Genomic DNA, 25,775 nt, shown 5'->3' with positions numbered 1-25,775 from the left:
CGTACGGCCCGCCTCATGGCCTGATTCTTGCGGATATTGACACTTGGGCCACTCGTGGAGCCGGTGGGCCGCCCTCCATGATGGGCCATATGACAACCACTCCTCAGACGCGTCAGCGTGGGCTGCACCGCGCCTGGATCGTAGCGGGAGTCGCCTTCGTGGCCATCCTCGGCGCGGCCGGGTTCCGAGCGACGCCCGGCGTGCTCATCACCCCGCTGCAGGAGGAGTTCGGCTGGTCGCGGGGCGCCATCTCGCTGGCCGTCTCGATCAACCTCATGCTCTACGGCCTGACGGCGCCGTTCGCCGCCGCCCTCATGGAGCGCTTCGGCATGCGCAGGGTCGTGACCTGCGCGCTGCTGCTCGTCGCGGCGGGCAGCGGGTTCACCGTCCTGATGAACGCCCCCTGGCAGCTCCTGCTGTGCTGGGGAGTCCTGGTGGGACTGGGAACCGGATCGATGGCCCTGGTCTTCGCCGCCACGCTGACCGACCGCTGGTTCGTCCGCCACCGGGGCCTGGTCACCGGGATCCTCACCGCGGGCGGCGCCACCGGCCAGCTCGTCTTCCTGCCCGTTCTCGCCCACCTGGCGGCCGCCCAGGGGTGGCGCTGGGCCGCCGCGACGGTCACCGCGGCCGCCCTGGTCGTGGTCCCCCTGGTGTGGTTCCTGCTGCGCGACCACCCCGCCGAGGCGGGCACGACCGCCCTCGGAGCCGACCCCGGCGCGGTCGCCTCCCCGCCGAGGACCAGGACGACAGGAGTGGCCGCCCACGCTCTCACCGTGCTGTGGAGGTCCGCACGCACCCGGCCCTTCTGGCTGCTCGTCGGCGGGTTCGCGATCTGCGGCATGAGCACCAACGGCCTGGTCGGCACCCACTTCATCCCCGCCGCCCACGACCACGGCATGTCCGAGCCGACCGCCGCGGGCCTGCTCGCGCTGGTCGGGATCTTCGACGTCGCCGGGACGATCGCCTCGGGCTGGCTGAGCGACAAGGTCGACTCGCGGATCCTGCTCGGCGTGTACTACGCGCTGCGCGGGCTGTCGCTGATGGTCCTGCCCAGCCTGTTCGGCGCGACCACGGAGCCCAGCATGCTCGTCTTCATCGTCTTCTACGGCCTCGACTGGGTCGCCACGGTGCCGCCGACGGTGGCCCTGTGCCGCCAGGTCTACGGTCCCGACGGGGCGGTGGTCTTCGGCTGGGTCTTCGCCTCCCACCAGATCGGCGCGGCCGTCGCCGCGGTCGGCGCGGGGCTGACCCGCGACCACTTCGGCGCCTACGACCTCGCCTGGTACGCGGCGGGCCTCCTCTGCCTGCTCGCCGCCCTCATGTCGGTCGCCGTCAGGACCCCGAAGAACGCCCGCGGCCGCCGCCTTCCGGCCGAGCCCCCGTCGGGCGACGACGCCCCACGACCGGGGAACGTCGCGGAGAAGGCATCCTTGGAGGGGTGAGCGAGGAGAGCGGGCCGGCGGGCGGGCACGCCGCCGGATCGGCCGCGCGCCGGACGAGGGAGGTCGCGTGACCGGTCAGAAGGTGCTTCCGCTGGTGGTGCGGATCGAGCGGGCGACCCCGCCCGAGCGCTCCGACGCCCTGGAGGCGGCGGCGCTCGCCGTGCTCACGCTGCTCGACGACCCCCGAGCCACGGGCGACGGCGAGTGGGCCGAGCCTGTCAGGTCGTGGGAGACCATCGGGATCAGGAAGGTCGTCCGGCGCGCACGCGGGGCCGAGTGGCGCAGAGTGCTCGACCTTCCCGGCATCACCGTCATCTCGGGCACCGCCGAGGTCCGCGTCCACCCGCCGGTCCCGCTCGACGACTGGCCCAGGGACCTGTCCAGGCTCCAGGTCTCCGGCACCGACCTGACCGACTCCGTCGAGCCGGGGCCGCGAGGAGACGTGGTGCTCTGGGTCAACCCGGGGCTGGAGATGTCCGCGGGCAAGGCCATGGCCCAGGCGGGGCACGCCGCACAGCTCGCCTGGTGGGGCAGTGACGAGGCGGCCAGGCGGGAGTGGCGCGGGCGGGGGCTGGCGGTGACCGTACGGACCGCGGAGCCCGCCCTGTGGGCCGAGCTCGTGGACTCGGGCCTGCCGACGGTCAGGGACGCCGGGTTCACCGAGATCGCCCCGGGGTCCTGCACGGTCGTCGCGGACGCCCCCTGGCTGCGCCAGGGAGGCTTCAGGCCCGCGGGCTCGGGACCGCTCAGATCCGCCTGACCGGGATCGGCGCGGACCGGTTTCTCCCGGCCGGGATCGGCGCGCGTCAGAGCCGCTCGGCCCGGATCGGTCCGGGCCGCCTCCGCCCGGCCGGGACCGTCAGGCCAGGGGCAGGCTCACGATGTCGGCGAGCACGCCCCCCTCAGGGGTCAGACGCGTGTCCGACGGGCTGTCGTAGACCACCAGGAGGCGCTCGCCGTCGAGCACGGCGATCCCCTCCGCGTGGTCGTCGCCCTCGCCGTGGGGCAGGGACATCACGAACTCGGGATCGTGCTCGACGGACGGCGTGCTCCCCGGCCGCCAGCGCAGCAGCCGGACCGGGCCGTCGAGGTCCATGGTCGGCCCGGCCAGGATCAGCAGGTCGTCCCCGTGCGGGCACAGGTCGCGCACGCCCAGCCCACCGAGGTTCAGAAAGTGCGTCCGGTACGGCTCGCCGTCGATCGGGGCCAGCAGCAGCCGGTCGGGACGGCGGGGATCGGTCTCGGGACGGATCTCCAGCAGCACGGCCCAGCCGCGCAGCACCGGGCCGCGCAGGCCGACGAACATGCGGTCGCCGAGGACGGCGATGCCCTCGACGTCCAGGCCGTTGTCCTTGCTGGGGATCTTCAGGAAGGGGGCCAGATGCGGGTCGTCGATCATCAGGTCGGCCAGGTTCCTGCCCCGGCCCGACAGGATCGCGGCCGTCCTGCCGCCGTCCGCGCGCACCGGGACCGATCCGACGAGCGGCAGCCGTACGAGGATGTAGCGGTTCTCCTCGCGCACGACGCTCCCGAGCCTGCGGCGGGCCTTGCCCGCGGGGTGGCCTCTCCTGACCCGCTTGCGCTTGAGGCTGTGTGAGCCGATCGCCCACAGCCATCCGTCGGTCCTGGCCAGCCCCTCGATGTCGGCCTCGTCCTCGGGGCCCGCGGGCAGGTCGACGAAGTCGGCCAGGGCGTAGGTGAGCTGCTCGTCGTAGCGGCCCTCGCGGAGCGTCAGGTGCTCGACGGTCGCAGTCTCGTCGCCGGCCAGCCACAGCCCGAGGCCGTCGGAACGGACGGCGGACAGGTTGGTGTGGGTCCTCGCCTCGCGGGAGGTGACGTGAAAGCGCAGCTCTATCTGACGTTCTGCATGCACGCTGGAAGCATGGCAGGTGAGCGCCCGCCTCGCTGGACCGGGTCCGGTGACGGGCAGGCACTCGTTCCCTAAGTGTGATGGGGATCGTGCGCGAGAAAACCGGATTTGTCGTACGCTCCCGATCGTGCTCGATGGGTTGGGTGGGACTCAGGGGACCCGGGAGACGGGTGCCGTACCGACGTATGCGACCGCAGAGGCGGCCCCGTCCGAGCCACCCAGGGCCGTCGTTCCCGGACCGCCGAGGTCGCCGCTGAAGCGCTCCCGCATCGGCGACCTGCCGATGCGGGTGATCTACCGGATACTGGTCGTGTCCGTCGCCGTGCTCCTGGCGGCCGTCGCCACCGTGGTCGCCTTCGTCTCCTTCGGCTCCTCCGATCAACCGGGCGGGGCGCCGTCGGGGCAGGTCGCCGCGCCACCTGCCGCGACGCCCTCGCCCGGTTCCAGTTCTCCGACCGTGTCCCCCGTGTCCCCCGCGTCCCCTGTGTCCCCCACGTCTCCCGCGGCCTCCGCGCCGGTGTCGGCCGCGCCGTCGGCCTCCTCCGCGGTCCCCCCGGCGGTCCTGGCCTCCGCGGCGCCCTCGGTCCCTCCGTCGGCGACTGCGTCCGGGGTCCTTCCGCCGTCGGCGTCCCCCTCGATCTCCGGTTCTCCCTCGGCGTCCGCGAGCCCGGTCGCGACTCCGACGGCGAGCCCCGCCGTCGCGCGCGACCGGAGCGCGGTCGTGGCCGCCCTCGCCGACCCCCGCGTTCCCAAGCTGCCGCGCGACAGGAAGCTCGCCCGGCTGCCCGGCAAGGCCCACAAGGCGAAGCGCCGTCTGAACGACGCCAAGTCAGGCGTGTCGCTCGCCCGGTTCGGCAAGCCGTGGAAGGTCTTCGGCGCCTCGCCGTTCTCCACCAAGCAGGTCCTGCCGAAGGTGAGGGGCGCGGGTGTCCGGGCGATGCTCGTGAGCTGTCCCGTGCCCACCCAGGTGCAGGCGCGCCCCAAGGACACCGCGCTGCTCGCCGCCCGATGGACGCTCAACCACCACCCCAGGGGCTCCAAGATCTCGTGGACCGCCTCCCAGCCCATCAAGCACGGCTGGCTGCTCGCCTACCGGGTGAAGTACAAGGTCAAGGGCAAGGCGCACTCCTCGATGGCCGCCGTCGCCGTGACCGAGGTCCCTGACGCCAAACCCGCCATGGTCTTCGTGACCATCCCGGACGCCCAGCGCACACGCTGGCGCGACATCAACACGGCCATCTCCTCCATCAGGTTGAAGTAGTCGCCCGCTGGGCAGGAATCGCGGTGTTCGCACGGCCTGACGGAACTCGGGGGAATTCCGTGGCCGACCTCCTCGCCGTCCCTCACGACGGGCCGGCGTCCCGCGGCGGACCGTCTCGTGGCGTGCTGAAGGCGGGTGGGCCGTGAGCGTCGCCTGAAGGGCCGTGAGCACGGCGAGACCGGCCCGGCGGTGAGCGCGGCAGGCGGCCGAAGGACGCGATGACGGCCGCGTCCGAGGCACGTCCGCTCCCGGGAACGACCCCCGCGGCCGGAAGGCGGCCCGTGGCCGCGAAAGGGGGAGAGGTCGTGGAGCGACCGGCGTCTCAGGACCGCAAGGGGCCCGACACCGGGGGACCGGGCGAAGAGGAGGAGCCGAAGCCCTGGCGCTCGGAGGGACTGCCCTCCAAACCTCCCGCCCCGCGACGTCCGAGGATCAACTGGTGGCGTTTCGCGCTCACACTCCTGCTGGTCTACGCGGGTTTCTTCCTCATCTCGTCCTTCTTCGACGGCCGCGCGGTCGAGACGGTCTCCTACACCCAGTTCACCCATCAGGTGGAGGCGAAGAACGTCAAGAACGTCTACGCCAAGGGGTTCTCCATCCAGGGCGAGCTGAAGAAGGCCGCCCAGGATCCCGACAGCGGCAACCGCTCGTACACCAGGTTCTCCACCGAGATGCCCGTCTTCGCCGACCAGCACCAGCTCTACCAGCAGCTCACCGCGGCGGGCGTGGAGATCAGGGCCGATCCCGTCACCGGCGACAGAGGCTTCTTCGCCAACCTGTTGCTGTCGTTGCTGCCCGTGCTGTTCCTGGCGGCGCTGTGGATCTGGTTCGTACGGCGCTCCTCAGGCGGGATGATGGGCGGCGGAGCGGGCGGCCTCGGCGGCATGGGCAGGCCGAAGTCGGCGACGCCGGTGGACGCGGGCAAGGTGCGGGTCGACTTCGACGACGTCGCGGGCATCGACGAGGTGGAGAACGAGCTCGCCGAGATCGTCGACTACCTCAAACGGCCGGACAGGTACCGCAGGCTCGGCGCGAAGCTGCCCAAGGGGGTGCTGCTCGCAGGCCCGCCGGGCACGGGCAAGACCCTGCTCGCGAGGGCCGTCGCCGGCGAGGCCGACGTGCCGTTCTTCTCGGCGAGCGCCTCCGAGTTCATCGAGATGATCGTCGGAGTGGGCGCCTCGCGGGTGCGCGAGCTGTTCGAGGAGGCGCGCAAGGTCGCTCCGTCGATCATCTTCATCGACGAGATCGACGCGATCGGCCGCACGCGCGGTGGCAGCACCGTCGGCGGTCACGACGAGCGCGAGCAGACCCTCAACCAGATCCTGACCGAGATGGACGGTTTCAGTGGTTCGGAGGGAGTGATCGTGATCGCGGCGACCAACCGCTCCGAGATCCTCGACCCGGCGTTGCTGAGGCCCGGAAGGTTCGACCGGACCGTCATGGTGGCGGCGCCGGACGCGGGCGGGCGGGTGGCGATCCTCGAGGTTCACACCCGTGGCGTGCCGCTCGCCGACGACGTGAGCCTGGAACGGCTCGCCAAGAACAGTCCCGGCATGACCGGAGCGGACCTGGCCAACCTCGTCAACGAGGCGGCCCTGCTCGCCGCGAAACGCTCCAACGACAAGGTGCACGCCCGTGACTTCGCCGACGCCCTGGAGAAGATCCAGCTCGGCACGGCCCGCGCGGTCGTGATCCCGGAGGAGGAGCGCAGGCGCACCGCCTACCACGAGGCGGGCCACGCGCTGCTCGGCATGCTCCAGCCGGGAGCCGACCCGGTCAGGAAGATCTCGATCATTCCACGGGGGCGCGCGCTCGGAGTCACGCTCTCCACGCCCGACACCGACCGCTACGCCTACGACGAGAGATACCTGCGAGGCCGCATCGTCGGAGCCCTCGGCGGCATGGCCGCGGAGCAGATCGTGTACGGCGTGATCACGACCGGCGCGGAGAACGACCTGGAACAGGTCACCGCGATCGCCAGGGGCATGGTCGGGCGCTGGGGGATGTCTCCCAGGATCGGTCCGCTGACCATCCTTCCCGGTTCGGGCGACAGCCGGCCCGCCGCGGCTCCGGCGACTCTCGCGGCGGTGGACGAGGAGACCCGGCGCATCGTGGACGAGTGCTATGAGATCGCCCAGGACGTCCTGAAGGAGAACCGCGAACGCCTGGACGGCATCGTCATCGCCCTGCTCGAACACGAGACCCTGGGCGAGGCCGAAGCCTACGCCGCCGCGGGACTTCCCGGCGCGGCGCGCGGGCCGTCCCCGTCCGGTTCCGGGTCCGAGCTGCGCAGCCCGAGGTGACAGCCGTGCCACGCCTGCCGCCGGCGGACGCGGCGCCGTGCGGGCGGCGGGCGTCGCTGCGGGCGTCCCGGTGGACGTCCGGGTGGGCGTCCGGGTGGGCGTCCGGGTGGGCGTCCCGGTGCGCGGACGACGGGAGGCCGGACCCGCGCTAGGCTCGATCGGCGTGACCCAGATCGTTCTCGCCTCAGCCTCGCCCGCCCGTCTCGCCCTGCTCCGCAGCGCCGGCCTCGACCCCAAGGTGATCGTCAGCGGAGTCGACGAGGAGGCCGTCACCGCGGACAGCCCCGAGGAGCTCTGCCTCGCCCTGGCCCGCGCGAAGGCGTCGGTGGTCGCGCGCGACCTCACCGCGGGCCTGGTCATCGGCTGTGACTCCATGCTGGAGCTCGACGGCCGGGCCTACGGAAAGCCGTCCTCGCCCGAGGAGGCCGTCACCCGCTGGCGGCTCATGCGCGGCCGCCAGGGCCGGTTGCTCACCGGTCACTGCGTGATCGACACCACGGACGGCCGGGAGGCGGCCGAGGTCGGGGCCACGGTCGTGCGCTTCGGCACTCCCAGCGACGAGGAGATCGCCGCCTACGTCGCGAGCGGCGAACCCCTGCTGGTCGCGGGCGCCTTCACCCTGGACGGTCTCGGAGGCTGGTTCGTCGAGGGCATCGACGGCGACCACGGCAACGTGCTGGGCATCTCCCTGCCGCTCCTGCGCCGCCTCATGGCCGCGCTCGGCTTCTCCGTGCCCGCCCTCTGGCGACGCTGACCCGCTCTCGCCGCGTTCCACCCGGCCGCCCTCGAGAGCCCGTACGGCGAGCACGCGACGGCTGTCCCCGCCGCCCTCGCACGGTGATCCACCGTTCCCGCTAATCTTCCGGGCATGGGTCATTTCCGCTCCTTTGTGGAGGGCATGGGGTTCTTCTTCCAGGGACTGCGCTGGGTCGCGCGGAACCCCCGGTGGTGGTTGTTCGGGCTGATCCCCGCGCTGCTCGTCTTCATCGCCTACGCCGCGGGGCTCTACTGGCTCGGCACCAACGCCGTCGACGTCGCCGACTGGGCGACGCCGTTCGCCGACGGGTGGGGAGAGGCGGCGAGAACGGCCCTGCGGGCACTGGTCGGCCTGGTGATCTTCGGTGCCGGGGTGGTTCTGTTCGTGGTGACCTTCACCGCAGTGACGCTGATCGTCGGCGAGCCCTTCTACGAGAAGCTCTCCGAGCAGGTCGAGCTGACGTACGGCGACCTGCCGACCGGCCACGAGCTCCCGCTGTGGAAGTCGATCCCCAGGTCGATCAAGGACAGCCTGGTCACCCTCGGATACGTGCTGCTGTTCACCGTTCCCCTGTTCTTCCTCGGCTTCGTCCCGGTGATCGGGCAGACGGTCGTCCCGGTGCTGGGAGCCCTGGTCTCGGGGTTCTTCCTCACGGTCGAGCTCACCGCGCTGGCGATGGAGCGCAGGGGCCTGGCGCGCAGGAGCCGGTTCGCCGTCCTGCGCGGGAACAAGGCCTCCGCGCTCGGCTTCGGCGTGCTGCTCTTCCTGATCTTCCTCATCCCGCTCGCCTCGGTCGTGGCGATGCCCGCCGCGGTGGCGGGCGCGGCCGTCATGGTCCGGATGAGGCTGGCCGCTCCCGCCCCGCAGCTCCGGCCCTAGCCGGGCGGCTCAAGCCAGACGTATCCGGCCGCGGCCACCAGGACGAAGAGCGCGAGGCCCACCTCGCCCCCCGTCCTTGTCCACCGCGGCTGCTCGGAGGGGGGCGTGGGGGCGAAGACGTGCTCCCTGACCAGCACCGCGTGGCAGGTTCCGCCGAGCCACAGGCTGATCAACGCGAGCATGGGGACGACGTCCAGCCTGTTCAGTCCGTCGTCGTCGCTCAACGGCGTCACGAGGAAGACGCCGCACAGTCCCAGGTAGGCGAGGGCCGACAGGGCCAGGCCGGGCGAACGCCGCCTGACCGCGGCGTACACGAACGCCCACGGCGTGCCGTACCCGCAGCTCAGCAGGGGGATGACCGCCCACAGCCAGCTTTCCCAGTTCGCCCGCGGCGGGGCCTTCGCGGGAGGCGGTGAGGCTTCCTGGGGAAGGCGAGGCGAGGGGGCGTCGAGGGCGGGGTCGCCGTTGAGGATGCGCGTCTCCAGGTCGCGCAGGGCGGGCCCCGGTTCGATGCCCAGCTCGTCGACGAGCGCCTTGCGCGCCTCCTGGTAGGCCGCGAGCGCCTCAGCCTGGCGGCCCGAGCGGTACAGGGCGATCATCAGCTGCGCGCGGAGTCGCTCGCGCAGCGGGTGCTCATGGACCAGGCAGCGCAGCTCGGCGACGGCCTCCGCGTCGCGGCCCAGCGCGAGGTCGGCCTCGACGGCCTCCTCCGCGGCGGCGGCCCGTTGCTCCTCCAGCCGCAGTGCCATCCTGGCGATGGGATCGGCGTGCTCGACGTCGGCGAAGGCGGCGTCGCGGGACAGGGCGAGCGCCTCGCGCAGGAGCGCGCCGGTCCGCGCGGGGTCGGCGCAGGCGCGGGCGGTGGTGAGGAGCTCCTCGAAGCGGTGGGCGTCGAGCTCACCCGGTTCGACCGTCAGCGCGTAGCCCCGGGGCTCACGGACGATCCGGGTGCTGTCGCCCATGGCCTTGCGGAGCTGGGACACGTACACACGGAGGTTGTCCCCGGCCGACTTGGGCGGGCTCGCGCCCCAGAGGGCGTCGACGAGGCGTTCGGCCGGGACCGGCTCGTTGGGGTGGCACAGCAGCATGGCCAGCAGCAGTCGCGGCTTGCCCGCGGGCACCCGAAGCTCGTTCCCGTCATGGGCGATGCCGAGCGGGCCGAGAATCCGGAATTCCATGCCCTTTTTTCCGTAGGGAAATACTTGATGAGTTCCGTGGGAAATGCCTGGTGAAGATCCATTTATACGGTCCGGTATACGGCCTGCGCAACCCGATATGTCTACGGTGCCGCTCAAGTTCGACGACGAAAGGACTTGCGATGAAGCGCACGTACGCGCTGGCGGCCACCCTCGCCGCCGGTCTGATGTTCACCACGGTCCCCGCCTCGGCCGCCGCGCACCGGGCGGACGAGAGAGCCGTGTTCACCCTGAGCCAGCTCTCCGGCCCCAGGGTCGGCAAGCTCTTCGTCGGCTACGCCGTCGTCGCGGTGAAGGACCTGGGGAACACGGAGAAGGTGAAGAGGGCGACCAAGGCGGTCAGCGTCCGCCTCCCCTTCAGCAAGGGCTTCAGGGTGAAGCCGGACGCCTGCGCGATCGTGGCGGTGGCCGAGGGGAGGAAGGGGGCCAGGCTCCGCCTGAACGTCGTCGTCGGCGGAGCCGTCCAGAGCAGCGAGCGGGGCAAGGCGCCCAACGGCGTCTACTGCAACGTGTAGGACTCCGTGCGGTACGGCACGCGTGCCGTACCGCACGGACCCGGGTGGCCCGCTCCGCCTCCGTGCCGCCACGACGGTCACTTCCTGTCGTAGGTGAGGATGACCGTGCCGTTCCGCAGCGCGCGGTTGCCCGTGAGCTCGAAGTGGGTGGGGGAGAAGTCGGTGGTGAACAGAGGGGTTCCGGCTCCGGCGACCACCGGGTAGAGCTTGACGACGAGCGCGTCGATCTCCGGGAGCAGGGCGCCCGCCAGACGGGCGCCGCCCATCAGGTAGATGTCCTTGCCGTTCTCGGCCTTCAGCTCCCGGATCCTGCCGGCCACGTCGGCGGAGATGATCTCGACCGCGGGGTCCGGCGACTCCATGGTCTCCGAGACCACGTACTGGCGCAGGTGGGCGTACGGGCTGGTGATCCCGATCTCCAGGGCGGGCTCGTAGGTGAGGCGCCCCTGCACGCCGGCGTCGAAGTTCGGGTTCGGGACGTCCACGCCGAACTGTTCACGCACATGCGTCGGCAGGGCGTCGGGATAGTCCTCGACGATGAAGTCGAGAACGTCCTGCGTCACCGGGAAGAAATCGACGCTTCCGTCAGGGCCGGCGATGAATCCGTCGATGGTCATGCCGATGTAGTAAACGAGCTTTCGCATATCCAGTCCTATTCACAGTTGTCTCGAGTGGTTTCAGGTCTTGAGGTGTTCCGGGCCGGGCGTGTGCGGCGCTGAGGCCTTTGAGCCGGGTGGCGCGGGTGGTCATCGGGCGCCGCCGGGCTTGGGCAGGGGCCTGGGACGCGGCGCCGAGCGCGGCTTGGGGGCGCGTCGCCCGTGGTCCGGCCTGGGCCGCTGGAAGGGAGGCGAGGCCGGGGCCGCGGTCCGCGACGGGGCGGCGGAGGCCGGCGCGGGGACGAGGGCGGTCAGGGAGGTGAGCTGTACTCGCATCTTCGGGTTCCTCTTCGTTGGCACTCTTGATGTAGTACTCTGCTTGGAGTGGTTAGACCGTAGTACTACACTCGCAGTGGTGTCAACCTCGTCCCAAGGAGAGATCACGATGCGGCAGAACCCGGCACGACGGGCGGCGCTTCTCGACGCGGCCATCGAGGTCATGGCCCGGGAGGGAGCGCGTGGGCTGACCTTCCGCGCCGTCGACGTCGAGGCGCGGGTGCCGAACGGCACGGCCTCCAACTACTTCAACAATCGCGACGACCTGCTCACCCAGGTCGGCCACCGCTTCTACGAGCGGCTGGAGCCCGACTCGGCGACGATGGCCGCCGCCCTCGAGGGGCCGCGCGACCGCGACAGGGTCACCGAGCTCATGCACGAACTGGTGGACCGCGTCAGCCGCTTCCGGTCCGGCTACCTGGCGCTGCTGGAGCTGCGCCTGGAGGCCACCCGCCGCCCCGAGCTGCGCCACCTGCTCACCGAGCGCATCCGCGCCGACGTCGACGCCAACATCGCCTACCACACGCAGTCGGGCCTGCCCGGCGACGCGACCACCGTGATCTCGCTCTACCTGGCGCTGAACTGGTTGATCCTGGAGCGGCTGACCCTGCCCGACGTCTTTCCCGAGGAGCAGATCCACGACCTGGTCACCGACCTGGTCGAACGCGTCGTGCCGGGTCCCGGGCGGTGACGGAGGCGCGAGATCCGCAGGGGCTGTGGACAACCGGGAGGACAATCCCCAGAACGTGGTTCGGCGCGGGACCGGGGACGGGCCTCCGGCCATGCTCTACCCCATGCCAACCGACATCCCGATCTCGCCGCCCTCGCTCCGGCCGCCGTCCGGCCTCCTGCTCGGCTCCACCCAGGAGGTCCTCGGCGCGGTGCCGTATCTCGTGGGATTCCATCCCTCCGACAGCCTGGTCGTCATCGGCCTGAGAGGAAGGCCGCCCAGAAGCCGGTTGCACCTCACGGTCCGCTGGGACCTGCCGCTCGCCGATCCCGGGCTCGACGGGCTGGTGCCGCTGTTCGCCCAGGAGAGGGTCGCCCAGGTCATCGTCGTCGGATACGGCCCGGGGACGCTGGTGACCCCGGCGGTGGATCCGGCCGTCGCGCTGTTTCGCCGGGCCGGGATCACGCTCCTCGACGCGCTGCGGGTCGAGGACGGGCGTTACTGGTCCTATGTGTGCTCCCGGACCGACTGCTGTCCCGTCGACGGCACGCCGTACGACAGGGAGGCCGGCGTCGTCGCCGCCAGGGCGACCGTGCACGGGCTGGTCGCCCTGCCCGACAGGCGGACCTTGGAGCGGTCGCTCGACCCCGTCGGAGGATCCACGCGTTCCGCGATGCGCCGGGCGACCGCGCGTGTCACAAAGGAGCTGAGGGACAGGCTCGCCGCGTCCGACGACCCCGGCGGGTTCGCGGCGGAGTTCGTCGCCGAGGGGGTGGCGCGGGTTCGCTCGGCCGTCGCCGTCCACGCCTCAGGCGGGCGGCTCGACGACGAGGAGGCGGCCAGGCTGGGGCTGGCGCTCGCGGTGATCCGGGTCCGCGACGAGGCGTGGGCGCTTGTCGCCGACGACGCCCACGACGCCCACCTCGGGCTGTGGCGAGACCTCACGCGCAGGCTGGAGCCGAGGTTCGTGCCTCCGGCCGCCTGTCTGCTGGCGGTGGTCGCCTGGTGCCGGGGCGACTCAGCGCTCGCCGGCGTGGCCCTCACCCGCGCGTGCGACGTCGATCCGGGTTACTCGATGGCCAATCTGCTCACGCACGCGTTGCGTCACATGCTCTCGCCGCAGGTGCTCAGAGACAGGATGCCCAGCCCCGAGGAGCTGGACCGGGAGATGGGCAGTCCACGCATGGCCTGGCTGCTGCCAGTGATCGCCTTGCTGGGGGAGCCGGAGGCCTCCGGGGGGTGACTCAGCTCTCGGCGCGCTTGCGGCGTTCGTTGTAGGCCCGCATCCGGGCGGGATAGCCGGTCAGCTGCACGTCGTAGACCGGCAGAGCCAGATCACGGGCCACTTTGCGGATCACCGCCGGGGAGCCGACCCGGCGTCGTGTCCATTCACCGTCGTCCGCGATGGCCATCGCGGTGGTGTCGGTCGCGAAGGTCTCGGGCTCGACGTAGAACTCCACGCCACGACGCGACTTCGCGAAGGCGATGAGCGCCTCGACGTCGGAGTCTGTTGCCTCACGGTCAAACTTGGCGATCTTCGGTCCGCGTAGACGCCTCAACCCATAGCGATCACGCCATCTCATGTCTCCTTGTATACATCCCCTGGTCGTTTCATGGTGCAAGGTCAGGGTGGACTCTAAGGGACATCCAAGGGTTCATCCTGATAGACCGCTCAAAAGTCGTCGACAAATATTGAAGGCAAATCGGAGACGAAAGGGATGTCGGTCCTATGGCAGGCACAGCGACACCAGCGGCGCACCGGTGGCCCGGGAGCGCGTCACCCCCCGGCCCGGGCCTCGAGCACGCCGGACTCCGGGTCAGCAACCAGGATCGGGAACAGGTGGTCGAGCACGTCAAGGCCGCCTACGCGGACGGACGCCTCGACAAGATCGACTTCGATGACAGGCTGGAGCGGGCGATGACGGCCCGCGTCCACGCCGACCTCATGCCGATCATGCACGAGCTGTACGGCCATCGTCCGCCCATGCCCGCGCCGTACCCCTTCTCGGAGGGGGTGTCGGCCTCGAGCCGGCACTGCGCACGGGCGGACGCGGGAGGAGAGCGCCTGGGAGCGGCCGCGGCGCACCTGCTGCCGCTGACCGGCCTGCTCGCGATCGGCCCATTGATCATGCTGCTCACCGCGGGCAAGACCTCGCCCTACGTCCGCAGGCACGCGGTGGAGGCGCTCAACTTCCAGCTCACCCTGCTCGGCGCCACCGTCCTGCTGGCGATCACGTTCGTCGGCGTGGTGCTCATGCCCGTGCTCTGGCTCGGGGCGATGGCGCTTTCCGTGGTGGGCGGCGTGGCCGCGCTGGGCGAAGGCGACTTCCGCTACCCGTTCACGCTGCGACCGGTGAAGTAGACCTCGGTCATTTGCCGAGGACCTCATACTTGACCCGCATGACCCCGGCGGAGACGCTGCCGATCGCGGAGAACGCGGCCCTGGACAGGTCGAGGCAGCGTCCGCCCACATAGGGTCCCCGGTCGTTGATCCTGACCGTGATCGACTCGCCGTTCGCCGGGTTGGTCACCCTGACCTTGCTGCCCAGTGGCAGGGTCTTGTGCGCGGCGGTCATCGCGTTCGGGTTGAAACGCTCGCCGCTGGCTGTCAGTTGTCCCTCGTCGTAGTAGGAGGCGCCACAGGTCCCGCTCGAGATCACGCGGACCTTCTGCTTGGCGGTGCTCCTGGCCTTGACGGTCTTCCTGGTCTTCGGCGCGCTCTTCGTCTCCGAGGCGGCGGCGTCGACCGGGGCCGTCGTCGTGGACGGCGTGCTCGTGGTGGGGGCGGCGGACGGCTTCGCGGTGGACTCGGGGGATGAGGTCCTGGTCCCGTCCCCGGCGGACCGGGGACCCGCCGCGGTCTCGGGGACGGAGGGCGAGGGGGCGGCCTTTTGCGGGGTGGCCGTCGCGTTCGCGGGGGAGGGCGTGTTCGAGGGGGACTCCGAGGAGGACGCGGACTCGCCGGGAGCGGGCTCGAAGGAGCCGTCGGCGTTCTGTCCGGCATCGGTCAGGCCCGCGCCGGCCAGGGCGGCGCTGGTCGTCGTCAGCCGGGCGTCGCCCGGGGAGGAGACCGCCCACGCGGTGGCGGAGACCACGGCGACCACGGTGACGCCGGCGGCCAGGGCGGCCAGGCGCCGCTTTCCTGGCAACGTCTTCTTCGGGGAGGAGTCGGGGGAGGGGGTGTGGGAGTGCAGGCCCAAGGGAAACCACGGTCCAAGGTCGGGGGCAGGACATGGGAGGGCCGTACGGGGCGGAGGAGGCGGGGGGTGCGCACCGGCCGATCCCATACGCGGGGCACAGGAGTGCTTCCCGCGTAACGTGGGCCGACCATATGCGACAAACTGCAAGCAAAGCCATGTTAATGACACATAAAGTGATTTATGTCACTTTGAGTCTAAAATGATAATGAACCTATCCTTGATCGCCTTTTCTGGCGAGAGGTAGGAGGGCGCTCCCGGGAAGTCCGCGATTCCAGGAGACGATCGATCATGTGCGGGGCGAAGGCGATCGCGGTGCGGAGGCGACGTGCCGACGTGCGTATCCGCTGCTCACGAGGGTGCGGGGTGACGCTCGCGGGGGATGTGGGCGACACGGGGGCCAGATGTGGGCGACACGGAGGCCGTGAGCGCGGAAAACCTCAAAAAACTCCGACGTTTCATTCGCCCCTGAAACAACTCCTGTCCCGGAGGAAACAACAAAGGCTCTCCGGCCTCACTCCCGTCCCCGTGCCGAGAGCTCACGGACCCGGATGAGCCGCCATTCGAGATCACATCGAACGGATCACCGAGGCCGTCGAATGGCTCCCGAGCCTCGGCTCATGAAGCGCTGACCGGTGAGGAATCCGTGGAGTGGACTGATGGGGGAACGGTGCCTGGGCTCGTGGAGTGCGGGCCAGTGAGGAGGGCGTGGGGTGGGGTGGTGAGGAGGAGGCCTCGGCTCATGGGGTGCGGATCGGTGAGGAACTCGTGGAGCGGGCTGGTGGGGAGCGGTGCCTCAGCTCGTGGAGTCTGCTGGGGAGGGGTTCCTGGGCTCGTGGAGTGCGGACCGGTGAGAAGGGAGGTCGGGGCGGTCTCCACCGGAGTCGGAGCGGCTCGGTCAGGTCAGAGCATGAGGGCGCGCACGGTTTCCACGGTGTCGGCCTGCTCGGCGCTCTTGTCCGAGCGGTAGCGCAGCACCCGGGCGAAGCGCAACGCCATGCCCCCGGCGTAGCGGCTGGACTGTTGAACCCCGTCGAAGGCGACCTCGACGACGAGCTCGGGACGGACGGTGACCGTCCAGCTGTCCGCCGGACCGTCGCTGAGCTCCAGGAGACGCTCGGTCTGCCAGGCGAGCAACTCGTCGGTCAGGCCCTTGAAGGTCTTGCCGAGCATGACGAACCCGCCCGTCAGCGGATCGCGGGCGCCCAGGTGCAGGTTGGAGAGCCTGCCCTCGCGGCGGCCGTGCCCCCACTCGGCGGCGAGGACGACCAGGTCGAGCGTGTGCCTGGGCTTCACCTTGATCCAGCCCGCTCCACGCCTTCCCGCGGCGTACGGAGCCTGCGGGGACTTGACCACCACGCCCTCGTGGCCGCCTCTGACCGCGTCCTTGTAGAACTCCTCGGCGGTCGCCGTCTCCCCGGTGACGAGGCGGGGGGTCACCAGCTCCGCGGGCACGACCCCGGTGAGGGCCGCGTGGCGCGACTCGCCGGGCAGCTCGAGCAGGTCGGCGCCGTCGACCCGCAGCGCGTCGAAGAAGAACACGCTCAGCGGGGTCTTCTCACGCGCCCCGGCCACGTCGGCGCGACTCGAGACCCGGCCTGAGGTGATCTGGAAGGGCTCGGGGCGGCCGTCGGGACGCAGCGCGATGACCTCGCCGTCCAGGACCAGGTCCTGGGAGGACAGGGCGCCGACAGCCTCGACCACTTCGGGAACCTGTGCGGTGATGTCGTCGAGCGTGCGGGTGAACACGGTCACCGTCTCACCGGAGCGGTGAACCTGGATCCGGACGCCGTCGAGCTTCCACTCGACGGCGGCCAAGCCGCCGATCTTGCCCAACGCGGCGGCGACGGAGGTGGCGCTCTGGGCGAGCATCGGTGAGACCGGGCGGCCGACCTCCAGATGGAAGGCACGCAGCGCCTCGACCCCGCCGTTCAGCGCGGCGGCGCCGACGGCGGGCAGCCAGCCGCGAAGCGTCAACGCCCGCCGGACCTCGGCGACCGGCACCTCGGCCGCCTTCGCGATCGCCTCGATCATCACGCCGTCGAGCGCGCCCTGCCTGAGCTCGCTGCGGAGCAGGCGCGCCAGGAAGGTCTGCTCCTGGCGGGTGGCCGCGCTGAACAGCTCGGTGATCAGGGCCTTGCGCGCCGCCTGGGAGCCCGGGCCCACCTGGGCCTTGATCTGGTCGAGAAGCCCGTTCACCTGGCGCAGGGTGGCTGTCGCGGCCAGACGCGGATCAGGCGGATCCTGCAGACCGGCCCAGCCGACGCCGATGGCGCGCTGCGGAAGCTCACCGGAGAGGTAGGCGATGGCGATCTCGGCCTCGTCGGGCTCGACCCGGCCGAGCAGCTCCGCGAGGTGACGGATCTTCGCCAGCCTGGCGGAGTCGGCGGCCACGGCCGCCGAGGTGCGGGCAAGGTCGATCAACAGCACAGGCCCAGCCTATGAGCTGCCGGTGACATTTCGGGAGGGTGAACTCCTCCTTTTCGGAGCGATCCAACTCCCCGAAGGCAGGCGGGCCGCCCCTCGGACGAGGGGCGGCCCGCCTGCCGACTCGCGGGGACGTCAGCTGACGCCGAGCAGGTCCACGACGAAGATGAGCGTCTCGCCCGGCTTGATGCGGGCGCCCGCGCCGCGGTCGCCGTAGCCGAGGTGCGCCGGGATGGTGAGGCGGCGACGGCCGCCGACCTTCATGCCCGCGACACCCTGGTCCCAGCCGGCGATGACCCGGCCTGCGCCCAGCGGGAACTGGAAGGCTTCGCCGCGGTTCCAGGAGGCGTCGAACTCCTCGCCGGTGGAGAAGGCGACGCCGACATAGTGCACGCTGACCTGGTGGCCTGGCTTGGCCTCCGGGCCGTCTCCTTCGACGATGTCGACGATCTGCAACTCCTTGGGCGCCTCGCCCTCGGGGAAGTCGATCTCAGGCTTCTCCAGTGCCACGTGTTCTCCTCGATTGGATGCGCGCCGGCCGTTTTCCGGTCGGCCGAACGACTCTACGGGGTCCGGCCGACGCATGAGAGCCGGGGGACACGATGACCCCACATGTCCCTCGGACATATGCCCCTTCCGGGGGTGATGCCCGGACGCGCCCCTCGGCACTCCCCGGAAGGGGCACGTGGGCACGGCCTGGTGAGCGTCCCCGGTCAGCGTCTCAACCGGTGTTCTCAATCGGTGTTCTCAATCAGGGTCCCGGACACGGGCACGGGAGCTGGGAGCGCTGCCCGGACGGCCAACGGTGTGCCGTGCGCGCCGCGATCGGCGCGGGGGCCGGTGAGCCAGGCCTCCCCTCAGGGCGTTGTCGCATAATGACCGGACAATGCCGAGTGGCCAAGAGAGTCCGACGGGGGTTCGCGACCGCGCGCGTCGGCCTCGCCGCCCGCTGGCAGCACGCTGTGGTGTCGACAGTCATCGAACTACGGGGGAGCCAGATGAGAAGACCCACCCTGGAGGCGGTCGCCGCTCGTGCCGGGGTGTCCCGTTCGACCGTCTCACGGGTGGTGAACGGCCAGCCCACCGTCACTCCCGACATCCGCGACATGGTGATGCGGGCGGTGAACGAGCTGGGCTACGTCCCGAACGGCGCGGCCAGGAACCTGGTCACGCAGCGGACCAACTCCGTCGCGCTGGTCGTCTCCGAGCCGCCGAACCGGGTGTTCTCCGACGACCCCATGTTCTCCACGGTCATCCGCGCGGCGAGCCTTGAGCTGGAGACCGCGGGCAAGCAGGTCGTGCTGCTGCTGGCCGGGTCGCCGGAGAGCCACGCCAGGGTGGAGAAGTACATCGCGGGCGGACACGTCGACGGGGTCATGCTCGTGTCGAGCCACGGAGCCGACCCGTTGCCCGTCGCGCTCACCCGGCTGCGCGTCCCCGTCGTCTCCTACGGCAGACCCGCCGTGCCGGTCGCCCTGCCGTACGTGGACAACGACAACGTGGGCGGCGCCGCCGGCGCCGTACGCCACCTGCTGGAACGGGGGAGACGGCGGATCGCGACCATCGCCGGGCCGTTGGACACCGTCGGCGGCCAGGACCGTCTCACCGGCTACCGTGACGTGCTGCGAGACTCGGACCGCCGCTCGATCATCGCGGTCGGCGACTTCACCCGCGAGTCCGGCGCGGTCGCCATGCGCCAGCTGCTGACCGACGACCCCGGCCTGGACGCGGTGTTCGCCGCCAACGACCTCATGGCGATCGGCGCGCTGCACGCGCTGCGCCAGGCGGGCCGCCGGGTCCCCGACGACGTGGCCGTGGTGGGCTACGACGACATAGAGGCCGCCCGCTACACCGACCCGCCGCTGACGACCGTCCACAGCGCGCACGCCGAGCAGACCGTCGCCATGGTCAGGCTGTTGCTCGGCCTCATGGAGGACAGCCCGGCCGACCCGTTGATCATGCCGACGGAACTCGTCGTCAGGTCCTCCTCGTAGTCTCCCGCCTCGCCGGCCCTGCGGGCCCGTCGCGGTCGTCGCCGCCCTGAGAGCGCTCTCCCGGAGGCGGCTCTCGCCCGGCGAAGGTCTGGAAGACGTCCCGTAACCGTCATGTCACGGTCATTGACATCGCCATGTGAGCAGATGATTCTTCCAGAGAGCGCTCTCAGGGTCCCGTGACGCGTATGGAGGAAGGTTCATGTCGCTCCTCTCACGGCCGGAGCGCCTCGTTCTGGCGGCAGGCGTCGCGGGGCTGGCACTGGCGGCCACCGCGTGCGGATCCGCGCGGACCGGGTCGTCGACGGGCGAGGGCGGCGCGTCGGCCGGGTGCGCGGCCTTCGCCGGGTACGGCAGGCACGAGGGCGGAACGGTCAGCGTCTACTCCCCGATCCGCGACGTCGAGGCCGACCTGCTGGAGCGGGCGTGGAAGCCGTTCGCCGAGTGCACCGGGATGAGGATCGACTACGAGGGGACCGGCGAGTTCGAGGCGCAGATCCAGGTGCGCGTCGACGGCGGAAACCCTCCTGACCTGGCGTTCTTCCCTCAGCCTGGCCTGCTGGCACGCTTCGCGGAGGCGGGCGTTCTCAAGCCCGCCTCCGCGGAGGTGAAGAGGCTGGCCGCCGAGGGGTGGTCGCCGGACTGGGCCAGATACGCCACCGTCGACGGCGTTCTCTACGGCGCGCCGCTGGGCGCCAGCGTGAAGTCCCTCGTCTGGTACTCCCCGAAGATGTTCAGGGAGCGGGGCTGGGCCGTTCCCCGGACCTGGGACGAGCTGATGAAGCTCTCCGAGACGATCGCCGCCACCGGTCTCAAGCCGTGGTGCGCCGGCATCGAGTCCGGCGACGCGACCGGCTGGCCCGCGACGGACTGGGTCGAGGACGTCCTGTTGCGTGAGGTCGGCCCCCAGGGCTACGACGACTGGGTGAGCCACAGGCTGCCGTTCAACGATCCCAAGGTCGTCGCGGCGGTGGACAAGGTCGGCGCGATCCTGAGGAACGAAAGGTTCGTCAACGGCGGCTACGGCCCAGTGAGGTCGATCGCGAGCACCGCCTTCCAGGAGGGCGGCATCCCGATCACCCAGGGCAGGTGCGCGCTGCACCGCCAGGCGTCCTTCTACGCGAACTTCTGGCCCGAGGGCACGCAGGTGGCCGAGGACGGCGACGTGTTCGCGTTCTACCTGCCGGGCGACGACCCGTCGAAGCGGCCGGTGCTCGGCGCGGGCGAGTTCGTCGCGGCCTTCTCCGACCGTCCCGAGGTCGAGGCGCTGCGGGCCTACCTGGCCTCCGCCGACTTCCCCGAGGCCAGGATGAGGCTGGGGCCCTACGTCTCGGCGCGCAGGGGTGTGGACCCTTCGAACGCGCACAACCCGGTCGACAGGCTCTCCATCGAGATGCTGCAGGACCCGGACACGGTCTTCCGTTTCGACGGCTCCGACCAGATGCCCGCCTCGGTCGGCGCGGGCGCCTTCTGGAAGGCCATGACCGACTGGATCAACGGCAAGGACACCAGGACGGTCCTCGACCGCGTCAACGCGTCCTGGCCGACGTCCTGATGTCCGGCGGCACACCCGGGCCGCGCGAACGACGCGTCCGGACCGGGTGATCCGCGACGCGGAACCCGCCGCCCGCCCCGTCCCCCTCGGGAGATCCCATCGATGGACTTCGACCTCGCGGCAGAACAGCCCAAGCTCCTCCAACTGCTGATCGGCGTCGCCGCCTTCCTCGTCGTGGTCGCGGCGGTCCTGCTGCTGGTCGACCGCGTCCCGATGCGGCGGCGGGCCTGGCCGCACGCGACGATCCTGCTCGCGCCCGCCCTCCTGCTCCTGGGCGTCGGGCTCGTGGCGCCCGCCGTGCGGACGACGCTGCTGTCCTTCATGAGCGGCGACGGCAGGCGGTGGGCGGGACTGGACAACTACGTGTGGATGTTCACCCGGCCCGAGGCGCTGACCGTGTTGCGCAACACGGTCGTCTGGGTCCTGCTCGTGCCGCCGCTGGTGACCTCCGTCGGGCTCGTCTACGCGGTCCTGGTGGACAGGACCCGTTTCGAGGCGCTGGCCAGGTCGCTGCTCTTCCTGCCGATGGCGATCTCCTTCGTCGGTGCGGGCGTCGTCTGGCGCTTCGTCTACGCCTACCGGGCCGAGGGCCAGGAGCAGATAGGCCTGCTCAACCAGCTCGTCGTGAGCGTGGGCGGCCAACCTCGGCAGTGGCTCCAGGAGCCTCCGCTCAACACGCTGTTCCTGGTGGCGGTGATGGTCTGGATCCAGGCGGGCTTCGCCACCGTGGTGCTCTCCGCGGCGATCAAGGGCATTCCCGGGGAGATCGTCGAGGCGGCCAGGCTGGACGGGGCGAGCCCGCGGCAGTTGTTCTTCCGGGTGACTCTGCCCTCCATCCGTTCCGCGGTGGCCGTGGTGCTGGTCACCCAGTCGATCGGCACGCTGAAACTGTTCGACGTCGTCCGTACGATGACCGGCGGCCAGTTCGACACCGGCGTCATCGCCAACGAGATGTACGACCAGGCGTTCAGGTACGGCGAGACCGGCAGGGGGGCCGCCCTGGCCGTCCTGCTGTTCGTCCTGGTGACGCCGGTCGTCGTCTACCAGGTCCGCGGGCGGGCCCGGTGAGCGGGCGAGGAGGGCGGGCGGACGCCCGCGCCGCCGCCGCGCGGGTCCGGCGGCGGCTGTCCGGCCGGGGCGCGGGAGTCGCCGCGATCGTCATCGCGGTCCTGTGGACCACGCCGACCTTCGGCCTGCTGCTGTCCTCGCTGCGCCCGGAGGATCAGATCAAGTCCACCGGCTGGTGGACGTTCTTCTCCGATCCCGAGTTCACGCTGGAGAACTACCGGCAGGTGCTCTTCGGAACGTCCTCGTCCTCGGGACGGATGGCCGGCTTCCTGGTCAACTCCGTCGTCATCACGATCCCCTCCGTGCTCCTGCCGCTGGCCCTGGCGACCTTCGCCGCCTACGCGCTGGCCTGGCTGCCGTTCCGGGGACGCGACTGGATCCTCGTCGGCGTCTTCGCCCTGCAGATCGTGCCGCTGCAGATGGCCCTGGTCCCGCTGCTGTCGTTCTTCTCCAGGGGAGTGGAGGTCTTCGGCGTCCAGATGCTGCCCGCGTGGGACCTGGAGGGCCCGGCCCGCTTCGTCCAGGTCTGGTGTGCGCACACCTGCTTCGCGCTGCCGCTGGGCGTCTTCCTGCTGCACAACTTCATGTCCGAGATCCCCGGAGAGCTCATGGAGGCGGCCAGGGTCGACGGAGCCGCGCACGGCGCGATCCTGCGCCGGATCGTGCTTCCCCTGGCCGGTCCCGCGCTGGCCGCCTTCGGCGTCTTCCAGTTCCTGTGGGTCTGGAACGACCTGCTGGTGTCCCTGATCTTCGCGGGTGGCACCGCGGAGACCGCCCCCGTGACCGTACGGCTGGCGCAGATGGCGGGCACGAGGGGCAACGAGTGGCAGCGTCTGACCTCGGGGGCGTTCGTCTCGGCGGTCATCCCGCTGGCGGTCTTCCTGGCGGCGCAGCGCCACTTCGTCAGGGGCCTGCTGGCAGGCGGCGTCAAGGGCTGAGCGTGGGGCCGGGCCGGGGGCTCGGTTCGCCTCGGGGCCCTGAACGGGAGTCCCGGCCCCGAGCCCTGGTCAGGGGCGAGTCCTCAGGGAGGGGTCCTCGGAGCGGGCCTGCGTGGACGGGGTCTCGGGGCGGGGCAGGTCCGGGGTGGTGCTCCCGAAGGCGGCCGGGTCGTACGCGCCCGCGGACGGCGGGGGCTCGACGACCACGGTGTCGGCGGGACGCGGGCCGCCCTCGAGCACGGCGCGGGCGTGGTCGAGGTGGGAGGCGGCGACCAGGATGTCGTAGCGGCCCGCGACGATCGCGCTGCGCGAGGCGAAGTCCCGCTTGCCTCCGGTGAAGAAGTGGTTGATGAAGCCGAACGCGGCTCCCACCACCGCGCCCCAGAGGGCGGCCCAGAGCACGAGCACGACGAACGACATCGTGGTCGAGGTGAACAGGCCGAGGAACAGTCCCACGACGACGCCGAAGACCACGCCGCTTCCCGCCCCGGTGAGCGCGGCCCGGCCGTTGGTCAGCCTGCCGGTGACGGTCTCCTCCAGCCGGAGGTCGCTGCCGACGATCGCCACGTGCTCGACGGGGAACCCCGCGTCGGAGAGCCCGTCGACGGCTCGCTGGGCGGCGAGGTAGTTGTCGTAGCTGACGAGCGTCCTGCGGTTGACGACGACCTGGGTGTCAGGGGTTGTGGTTAGCTCTGCCATGTCCGTTCGCCTTCCCGTGCCTGGTAGGGGGATCCGGCACGCCGACTACCCCGGGCCGGGTGGAGCATGCGCCCGCTGGCCTGGCTGTCACCCTCCTGGTAGGCTGCGAAAAGCTTCCATATGAAAACTTTTCTCTCGAAAGCGGACATTAGGCGACAAATCGTCCAGGGGACTGTTAAGGTTCTTGCGAGTGGCGCGGACGGTGGGCAGGGATCGTCAGGTGCCAGGTCCGTGAAGGAACCCCAAATGATCGCATTCATCATGATGATCGAAGCAGTGCTCGCCCTCGCGGGGCTGATGGCACTGTGCAGGCTCACTCGTTACCGAGGCGGGCGGCTGTCGGCGGATGACCGTCATGAGCGCGTGCTGGAGTCGCGTTACCGCAGCTGAGTCGACTCCTCGGCGGGCGGGAGACGCCGAGGAGCCGACGTGCCGCCGTCATCTGGACGTGACGGCGGACCGTGTGAGACCGGAGGCGGCGGCGCGGAGCGGGTGAGGCCGGGCAGGGAGGCGGCGGGCGGTCACCAGCTCTGGTGGAGCGGCATCCCCTCGGTGTAGCCGGAGGAGCTCTGGATCCCGACGACCGCCCGCTCGTGGAACTCCTCCAGGGTCGAGGCCCCCGCATAGGTGCAGGAGGAGCGCAGGCCCGCCACGATGGCGTCGATCTGGTCCTCGACGCTGGGGCTGAGCGGGTCGAGATACATCCTGGAGGTGGAGATCCCCTCCTCGAACAGAGCCTTGCGAGCCCGCTCGAAGGGAGAGTCCTCGGCGGTGCGCAGCTTCACGGCGCGGGCCGAGGCCATGCCGAAGTTCTCCTTGTACCTGCGGCCGTCCGCGTCGGTGCGGGCGTCGCCGGGAGACTCGTAGGTCCCGGCGAACCAGGAGCCGATCATCACGTTCGCCGCCCCCGCGGCCAGGGCCAGGGCCACGTCCCTGGGGTGCCGGACGCCGCCGTCCGCCCAGACGTGCCGGCCGAGGCGCCGGGCCTCGGCGGAGCACTCCAGCACGGCGGAGAACTGCGGGCGGCCCACGCCGGTCATCATCCGCGTGGTGCACATCGCCCCCGGGCCGACGCCGACCTTGAGGATGTCCGCTCCGGCGTCGGCCAGGTCGCGCACCCCCTCGGCGGTCACCACGTTGCCCGCGGCGACCGGCACGCCCGGGTCGAGCGAGCGGACCGCCCTCAGAGCGTTGATCATCTTCTCCTGGTGGCCGTGGGCGGTGTCCACGACCAGGCAGTCGATCCTGGCTTCGAGCAGCTCCTTGGCCTTGGCCGCCACGTCGCCGTTGACGCCGACGGCGGCGGCCACGCGCAACCTGCCGGAGGCGTCGAGCGCGGGGCGGTACAGCGTCGCGCGCAGCGCCCCCGTCCGGGTGAGGATGCCGACCAGACGCCCCTCGCCGTCCACGATCGGGGCGAGCCGGTGGCGCCCCTCGTGGAGGCGGTCGAAGGCCTCACGGGGGTCGAGACCTGCGGGCAGGGTGAGCAGGTGGTCGGACATCACCTGGGACAGCTGCGTGTACATGTCCACGCCGCCGCAGTCGCTCTCGGTGACCACGCCGACGGGGCGGTTGTCCCAGTTGACGATGATGACCGCGCCGTGCGCCCGCTTGGGCAGCAGGCTGAGCGCCTTGCCCACGGTGTCGTGCGGGGTGAGCGTGAGCGGCGTGTCGTGGACCAGGTCGCGTTTCTTTACCCAGTCGACCACGTCGGCGACGACCTCGATGGGAATGTCCTGTGGGATCACGGTGATGCCGCCGCGCCGCGCGACGGTCTCGGCCATGCGGCGTCCCGCGACGGCCGTCATGTTGGCGACCACGACGGGAATCGTGGTGCCGGTGCCGTCCTGCGTCGACAGGTCGACGGCCAGCCGGGAGCCCACGGAGGAGCGTGACGGAACCATGAACACGTCGCTGTAGGTCAGGTCGTGGGCCGGTGCCATCTCATTGAGAAATTTCACGTAAGTCCACCTTGTCCGGTGAATAGTTAAAGGTGAGCGTTCCCGTTTTGAAGATCCCCAAGAGGGAGCAGCACTCGTGAGGGGCACTAGGATCCGGTTTGCGGGGAGTTC

At 70.9% G+C, this 25,775-nt stretch carries 25 protein-coding genes; 15 read left to right on the top strand and 10 right to left on the bottom strand.

Going from position 1 to position 25,775, the window contains the following annotated elements; translation table 11 throughout:
• The first annotated feature begins 89 nt into the window (after positions 1-89).
• Together PKF00_RS27225 and PKF00_RS27220 are read left to right on the top strand one after the other, a co-directional pair.
• On the top strand, positions 90-1,445 hold the full coding sequence (locus tag PKF00_RS27225) for an MFS transporter (protein ID WP_271220485.1): 1,356 nt from the start codon (positions 90-92) through the stop codon (positions 1,443-1,445).
• 67 nt (positions 1,446-1,512) lie between these two features.
• Entirely contained in the window at positions 1,513-2,205 is a 693-nt protein-coding gene (locus PKF00_RS27220) for an aminoacyl-tRNA hydrolase (RefSeq protein ID WP_271220484.1), read from the top strand.
• Positions 2,206-2,304: 99 nt separating this feature from the next.
• On the opposite strand, the gene PKF00_RS27215 is transcribed toward PKF00_RS27220, so the two are convergent.
• Positions 2,305-3,318, bottom strand: coding sequence for a DUF3616 domain-containing protein (locus PKF00_RS27215; RefSeq protein WP_271220483.1), 1,014 nt, complete (start codon positions 3,316-3,318; stop codon positions 2,305-2,307).
• Positions 3,319-3,442: 124 nt separating this feature from the next.
• On the opposite strand from PKF00_RS27215, the gene PKF00_RS27210 reads away from it, so the two are divergent.
• The 4 genes from PKF00_RS27210 to PKF00_RS27195 all read left to right on the top strand — a co-directional run bounded on the left by PKF00_RS27210 (position 3,443) and on the right by PKF00_RS27195 (position 8,515).
• The gene (locus tag PKF00_RS27210; RefSeq protein ID WP_271220482.1) at positions 3,443-4,576 is read left to right on the top strand and encodes a hypothetical protein; all 1,134 of its coding nucleotides are present in this window, start codon (positions 3,443-3,445) and stop codon (positions 4,574-4,576) included.
• A 305-nt stretch (positions 4,577-4,881) separates the two neighbouring features.
• Positions 4,882-6,879, top strand: coding sequence for an ATP-dependent zinc metalloprotease FtsH (ftsH, locus tag PKF00_RS27205; protein WP_271220481.1), 1,998 nt, complete (start codon positions 4,882-4,884; stop codon positions 6,877-6,879).
• A gap of 163 nt (positions 6,880-7,042) precedes the next feature.
• A complete protein-coding gene (locus PKF00_RS27200; RefSeq protein ID WP_271220480.1) occupies positions 7,043-7,633 on the top strand; it encodes a Maf family protein in 591 nt (196 codons plus the stop codon).
• Positions 7,634-7,747: 114 nt separating this feature from the next.
• Positions 7,748-8,515, top strand: a complete 768-nt coding sequence (locus PKF00_RS27195; protein WP_271220479.1) for an EI24 domain-containing protein — start codon at positions 7,748-7,750, stop codon at positions 8,513-8,515.
• On the opposite strand, the gene PKF00_RS27190 is transcribed toward PKF00_RS27195, so the two are convergent.
• On the bottom strand, positions 8,512-9,693 hold the full coding sequence (locus PKF00_RS27190) for an AfsR/SARP family transcriptional regulator (protein WP_271220478.1): 1,182 nt from the start codon (positions 9,691-9,693) through the stop codon (positions 8,512-8,514). The genes PKF00_RS27195 and PKF00_RS27190 overlap by 4 nt on opposite strands.
• A gap of 140 nt (positions 9,694-9,833) precedes the next feature.
• Between PKF00_RS27190 and PKF00_RS27185 the strand changes: the two genes are divergently transcribed.
• The gene (locus PKF00_RS27185; RefSeq protein WP_271220477.1) at positions 9,834-10,226 is read left to right on the top strand and encodes a hypothetical protein; all 393 of its coding nucleotides are present in this window, start codon (positions 9,834-9,836) and stop codon (positions 10,224-10,226) included.
• Positions 10,227-10,303: 77 nt separating this feature from the next.
• Here PKF00_RS27185 and PKF00_RS27180 read toward each other — a convergent pair whose 3' ends face one another.
• Positions 10,304-10,870 (bottom strand): dihydrofolate reductase family protein, encoded by a 567-nt coding sequence (locus PKF00_RS27180; protein WP_271220476.1) that lies wholly within the window; start codon positions 10,868-10,870, stop codon positions 10,304-10,306.
• Positions 10,871-10,972: 102 nt separating this feature from the next.
• The gene (locus tag PKF00_RS27175; protein ID WP_271220475.1) at positions 10,973-11,158 is read right to left on the bottom strand and encodes a hypothetical protein; all 186 of its coding nucleotides are present in this window, start codon (positions 11,156-11,158) and stop codon (positions 10,973-10,975) included.
• A 109-nt stretch (positions 11,159-11,267) separates the two neighbouring features.
• Between PKF00_RS27175 and PKF00_RS27170 the strand changes: the two genes are divergently transcribed.
• Both PKF00_RS27170 and PKF00_RS27165 read left to right on the top strand, forming a co-directional pair.
• Positions 11,268-11,849: a TetR/AcrR family transcriptional regulator gene (locus PKF00_RS27170; protein WP_271220474.1), complete on the top strand. Its 582-nt coding sequence runs from the start codon at positions 11,268-11,270 to the stop codon at positions 11,847-11,849.
• 103 nt (positions 11,850-11,952) lie between these two features.
• Positions 11,953-13,071: a DUF4192 domain-containing protein gene (locus PKF00_RS27165; RefSeq protein WP_271220473.1), complete on the top strand. Its 1,119-nt coding sequence runs from the start codon at positions 11,953-11,955 to the stop codon at positions 13,069-13,071.
• A 1-nt stretch (position 13,072) separates the two neighbouring features.
• Here the strand turns inward: PKF00_RS27165 and PKF00_RS27160 are convergent, their stop codons facing one another.
• Positions 13,073-13,411: a hypothetical protein gene (locus PKF00_RS27160; protein ID WP_271220472.1), complete on the bottom strand. Its 339-nt coding sequence runs from the start codon at positions 13,409-13,411 to the stop codon at positions 13,073-13,075.
• A gap of 146 nt (positions 13,412-13,557) precedes the next feature.
• Between PKF00_RS27160 and PKF00_RS27155 the strand changes: the two genes are divergently transcribed.
• The gene (locus tag PKF00_RS27155) at positions 13,558-14,190 is read left to right on the top strand and encodes a DUF1707 and DUF4870 domain-containing protein (protein WP_271220471.1); all 633 of its coding nucleotides are present in this window, start codon (positions 13,558-13,560) and stop codon (positions 14,188-14,190) included.
• A gap of 7 nt (positions 14,191-14,197) precedes the next feature.
• Here PKF00_RS27155 and PKF00_RS27150 read toward each other — a convergent pair whose 3' ends face one another.
• The 3 genes from PKF00_RS27150 to PKF00_RS27140 all read right to left on the bottom strand — a co-directional run bounded on the left by PKF00_RS27150 (position 14,198) and on the right by PKF00_RS27140 (position 17,962).
• Positions 14,198-15,028, bottom strand: coding sequence for a septal ring lytic transglycosylase RlpA family protein (locus PKF00_RS27150; RefSeq protein ID WP_271220470.1), 831 nt, complete (start codon positions 15,026-15,028; stop codon positions 14,198-14,200).
• A gap of 900 nt (positions 15,029-15,928) precedes the next feature.
• On the bottom strand, positions 15,929-17,455 hold the full coding sequence (locus PKF00_RS27145) for an ATP-dependent DNA ligase (protein WP_271220469.1): 1,527 nt from the start codon (positions 17,453-17,455) through the stop codon (positions 15,929-15,931).
• A 132-nt stretch (positions 17,456-17,587) separates the two neighbouring features.
• Complete coding sequence (locus tag PKF00_RS27140) at positions 17,588-17,962, bottom strand: FKBP-type peptidyl-prolyl cis-trans isomerase (protein WP_271220468.1); 375 nt, start codon at positions 17,960-17,962, stop codon at positions 17,588-17,590.
• A gap of 488 nt (positions 17,963-18,450) precedes the next feature.
• On the opposite strand from PKF00_RS27140, the gene PKF00_RS27135 reads away from it, so the two are divergent.
• The 4 genes from PKF00_RS27135 (at position 18,451) to PKF00_RS27120 (ending at position 23,004) form a co-directional block, all read left to right on the top strand.
• Positions 18,451-19,446, top strand: coding sequence for a LacI family DNA-binding transcriptional regulator (locus tag PKF00_RS27135; protein ID WP_271220467.1), 996 nt, complete (start codon positions 18,451-18,453; stop codon positions 19,444-19,446).
• Positions 19,447-19,645: 199 nt separating this feature from the next.
• Positions 19,646-20,998 carry an ABC transporter substrate-binding protein gene (locus tag PKF00_RS27130; RefSeq protein WP_271220466.1) on the top strand — a complete coding sequence of 451 codons (1,353 nt, stop codon included), beginning with the start codon at positions 19,646-19,648 and terminating at the stop codon, positions 20,996-20,998.
• Positions 20,999-21,100: 102 nt separating this feature from the next.
• On the top strand, positions 21,101-22,066 hold the full coding sequence (locus PKF00_RS27125) for a carbohydrate ABC transporter permease (RefSeq protein ID WP_271220465.1): 966 nt from the start codon (positions 21,101-21,103) through the stop codon (positions 22,064-22,066).
• Positions 22,063-23,004 carry a carbohydrate ABC transporter permease gene (locus PKF00_RS27120; protein ID WP_271220464.1) on the top strand — a complete coding sequence of 314 codons (942 nt, stop codon included), beginning with the start codon at positions 22,063-22,065 and terminating at the stop codon, positions 23,002-23,004. Before PKF00_RS27125 ends, PKF00_RS27120 begins: the two co-directional genes overlap by 4 nt.
• A 69-nt stretch (positions 23,005-23,073) precedes the next feature.
• Here the strand turns inward: PKF00_RS27120 and PKF00_RS27115 are convergent, their stop codons facing one another.
• Positions 23,074-23,703: a YflT domain-containing protein gene (locus PKF00_RS27115; protein ID WP_271220463.1), complete on the bottom strand. Its 630-nt coding sequence runs from the start codon at positions 23,701-23,703 to the stop codon at positions 23,074-23,076.
• A gap of 246 nt (positions 23,704-23,949) precedes the next feature.
• Between PKF00_RS27115 and PKF00_RS27110 the strand changes: the two genes are divergently transcribed.
• Positions 23,950-24,093, top strand: coding sequence for a hypothetical protein (locus tag PKF00_RS27110; RefSeq protein WP_271220462.1), 144 nt, complete (start codon positions 23,950-23,952; stop codon positions 24,091-24,093).
• A gap of 131 nt (positions 24,094-24,224) precedes the next feature.
• On the opposite strand, the gene PKF00_RS27105 is transcribed toward PKF00_RS27110, so the two are convergent.
• Complete coding sequence (locus PKF00_RS27105; RefSeq protein ID WP_271220461.1) at positions 24,225-25,664, bottom strand: GuaB1 family IMP dehydrogenase-related protein; 1,440 nt, start codon at positions 25,662-25,664, stop codon at positions 24,225-24,227.
• Positions 25,665-25,775: the final 111 nt, after the last annotated feature.

It is taken from the genome of Streptosporangium carneum, assembly GCF_027922005.1.
GTDB lineage: Bacteria > Actinomycetota > Actinomycetes > Streptosporangiales > Streptosporangiaceae > Streptosporangium > Streptosporangium carneum.
The sequence above is the reverse complement of the archived record's forward strand: the minus strand, read 5'-3'. Positions and strand labels throughout refer to the sequence as shown.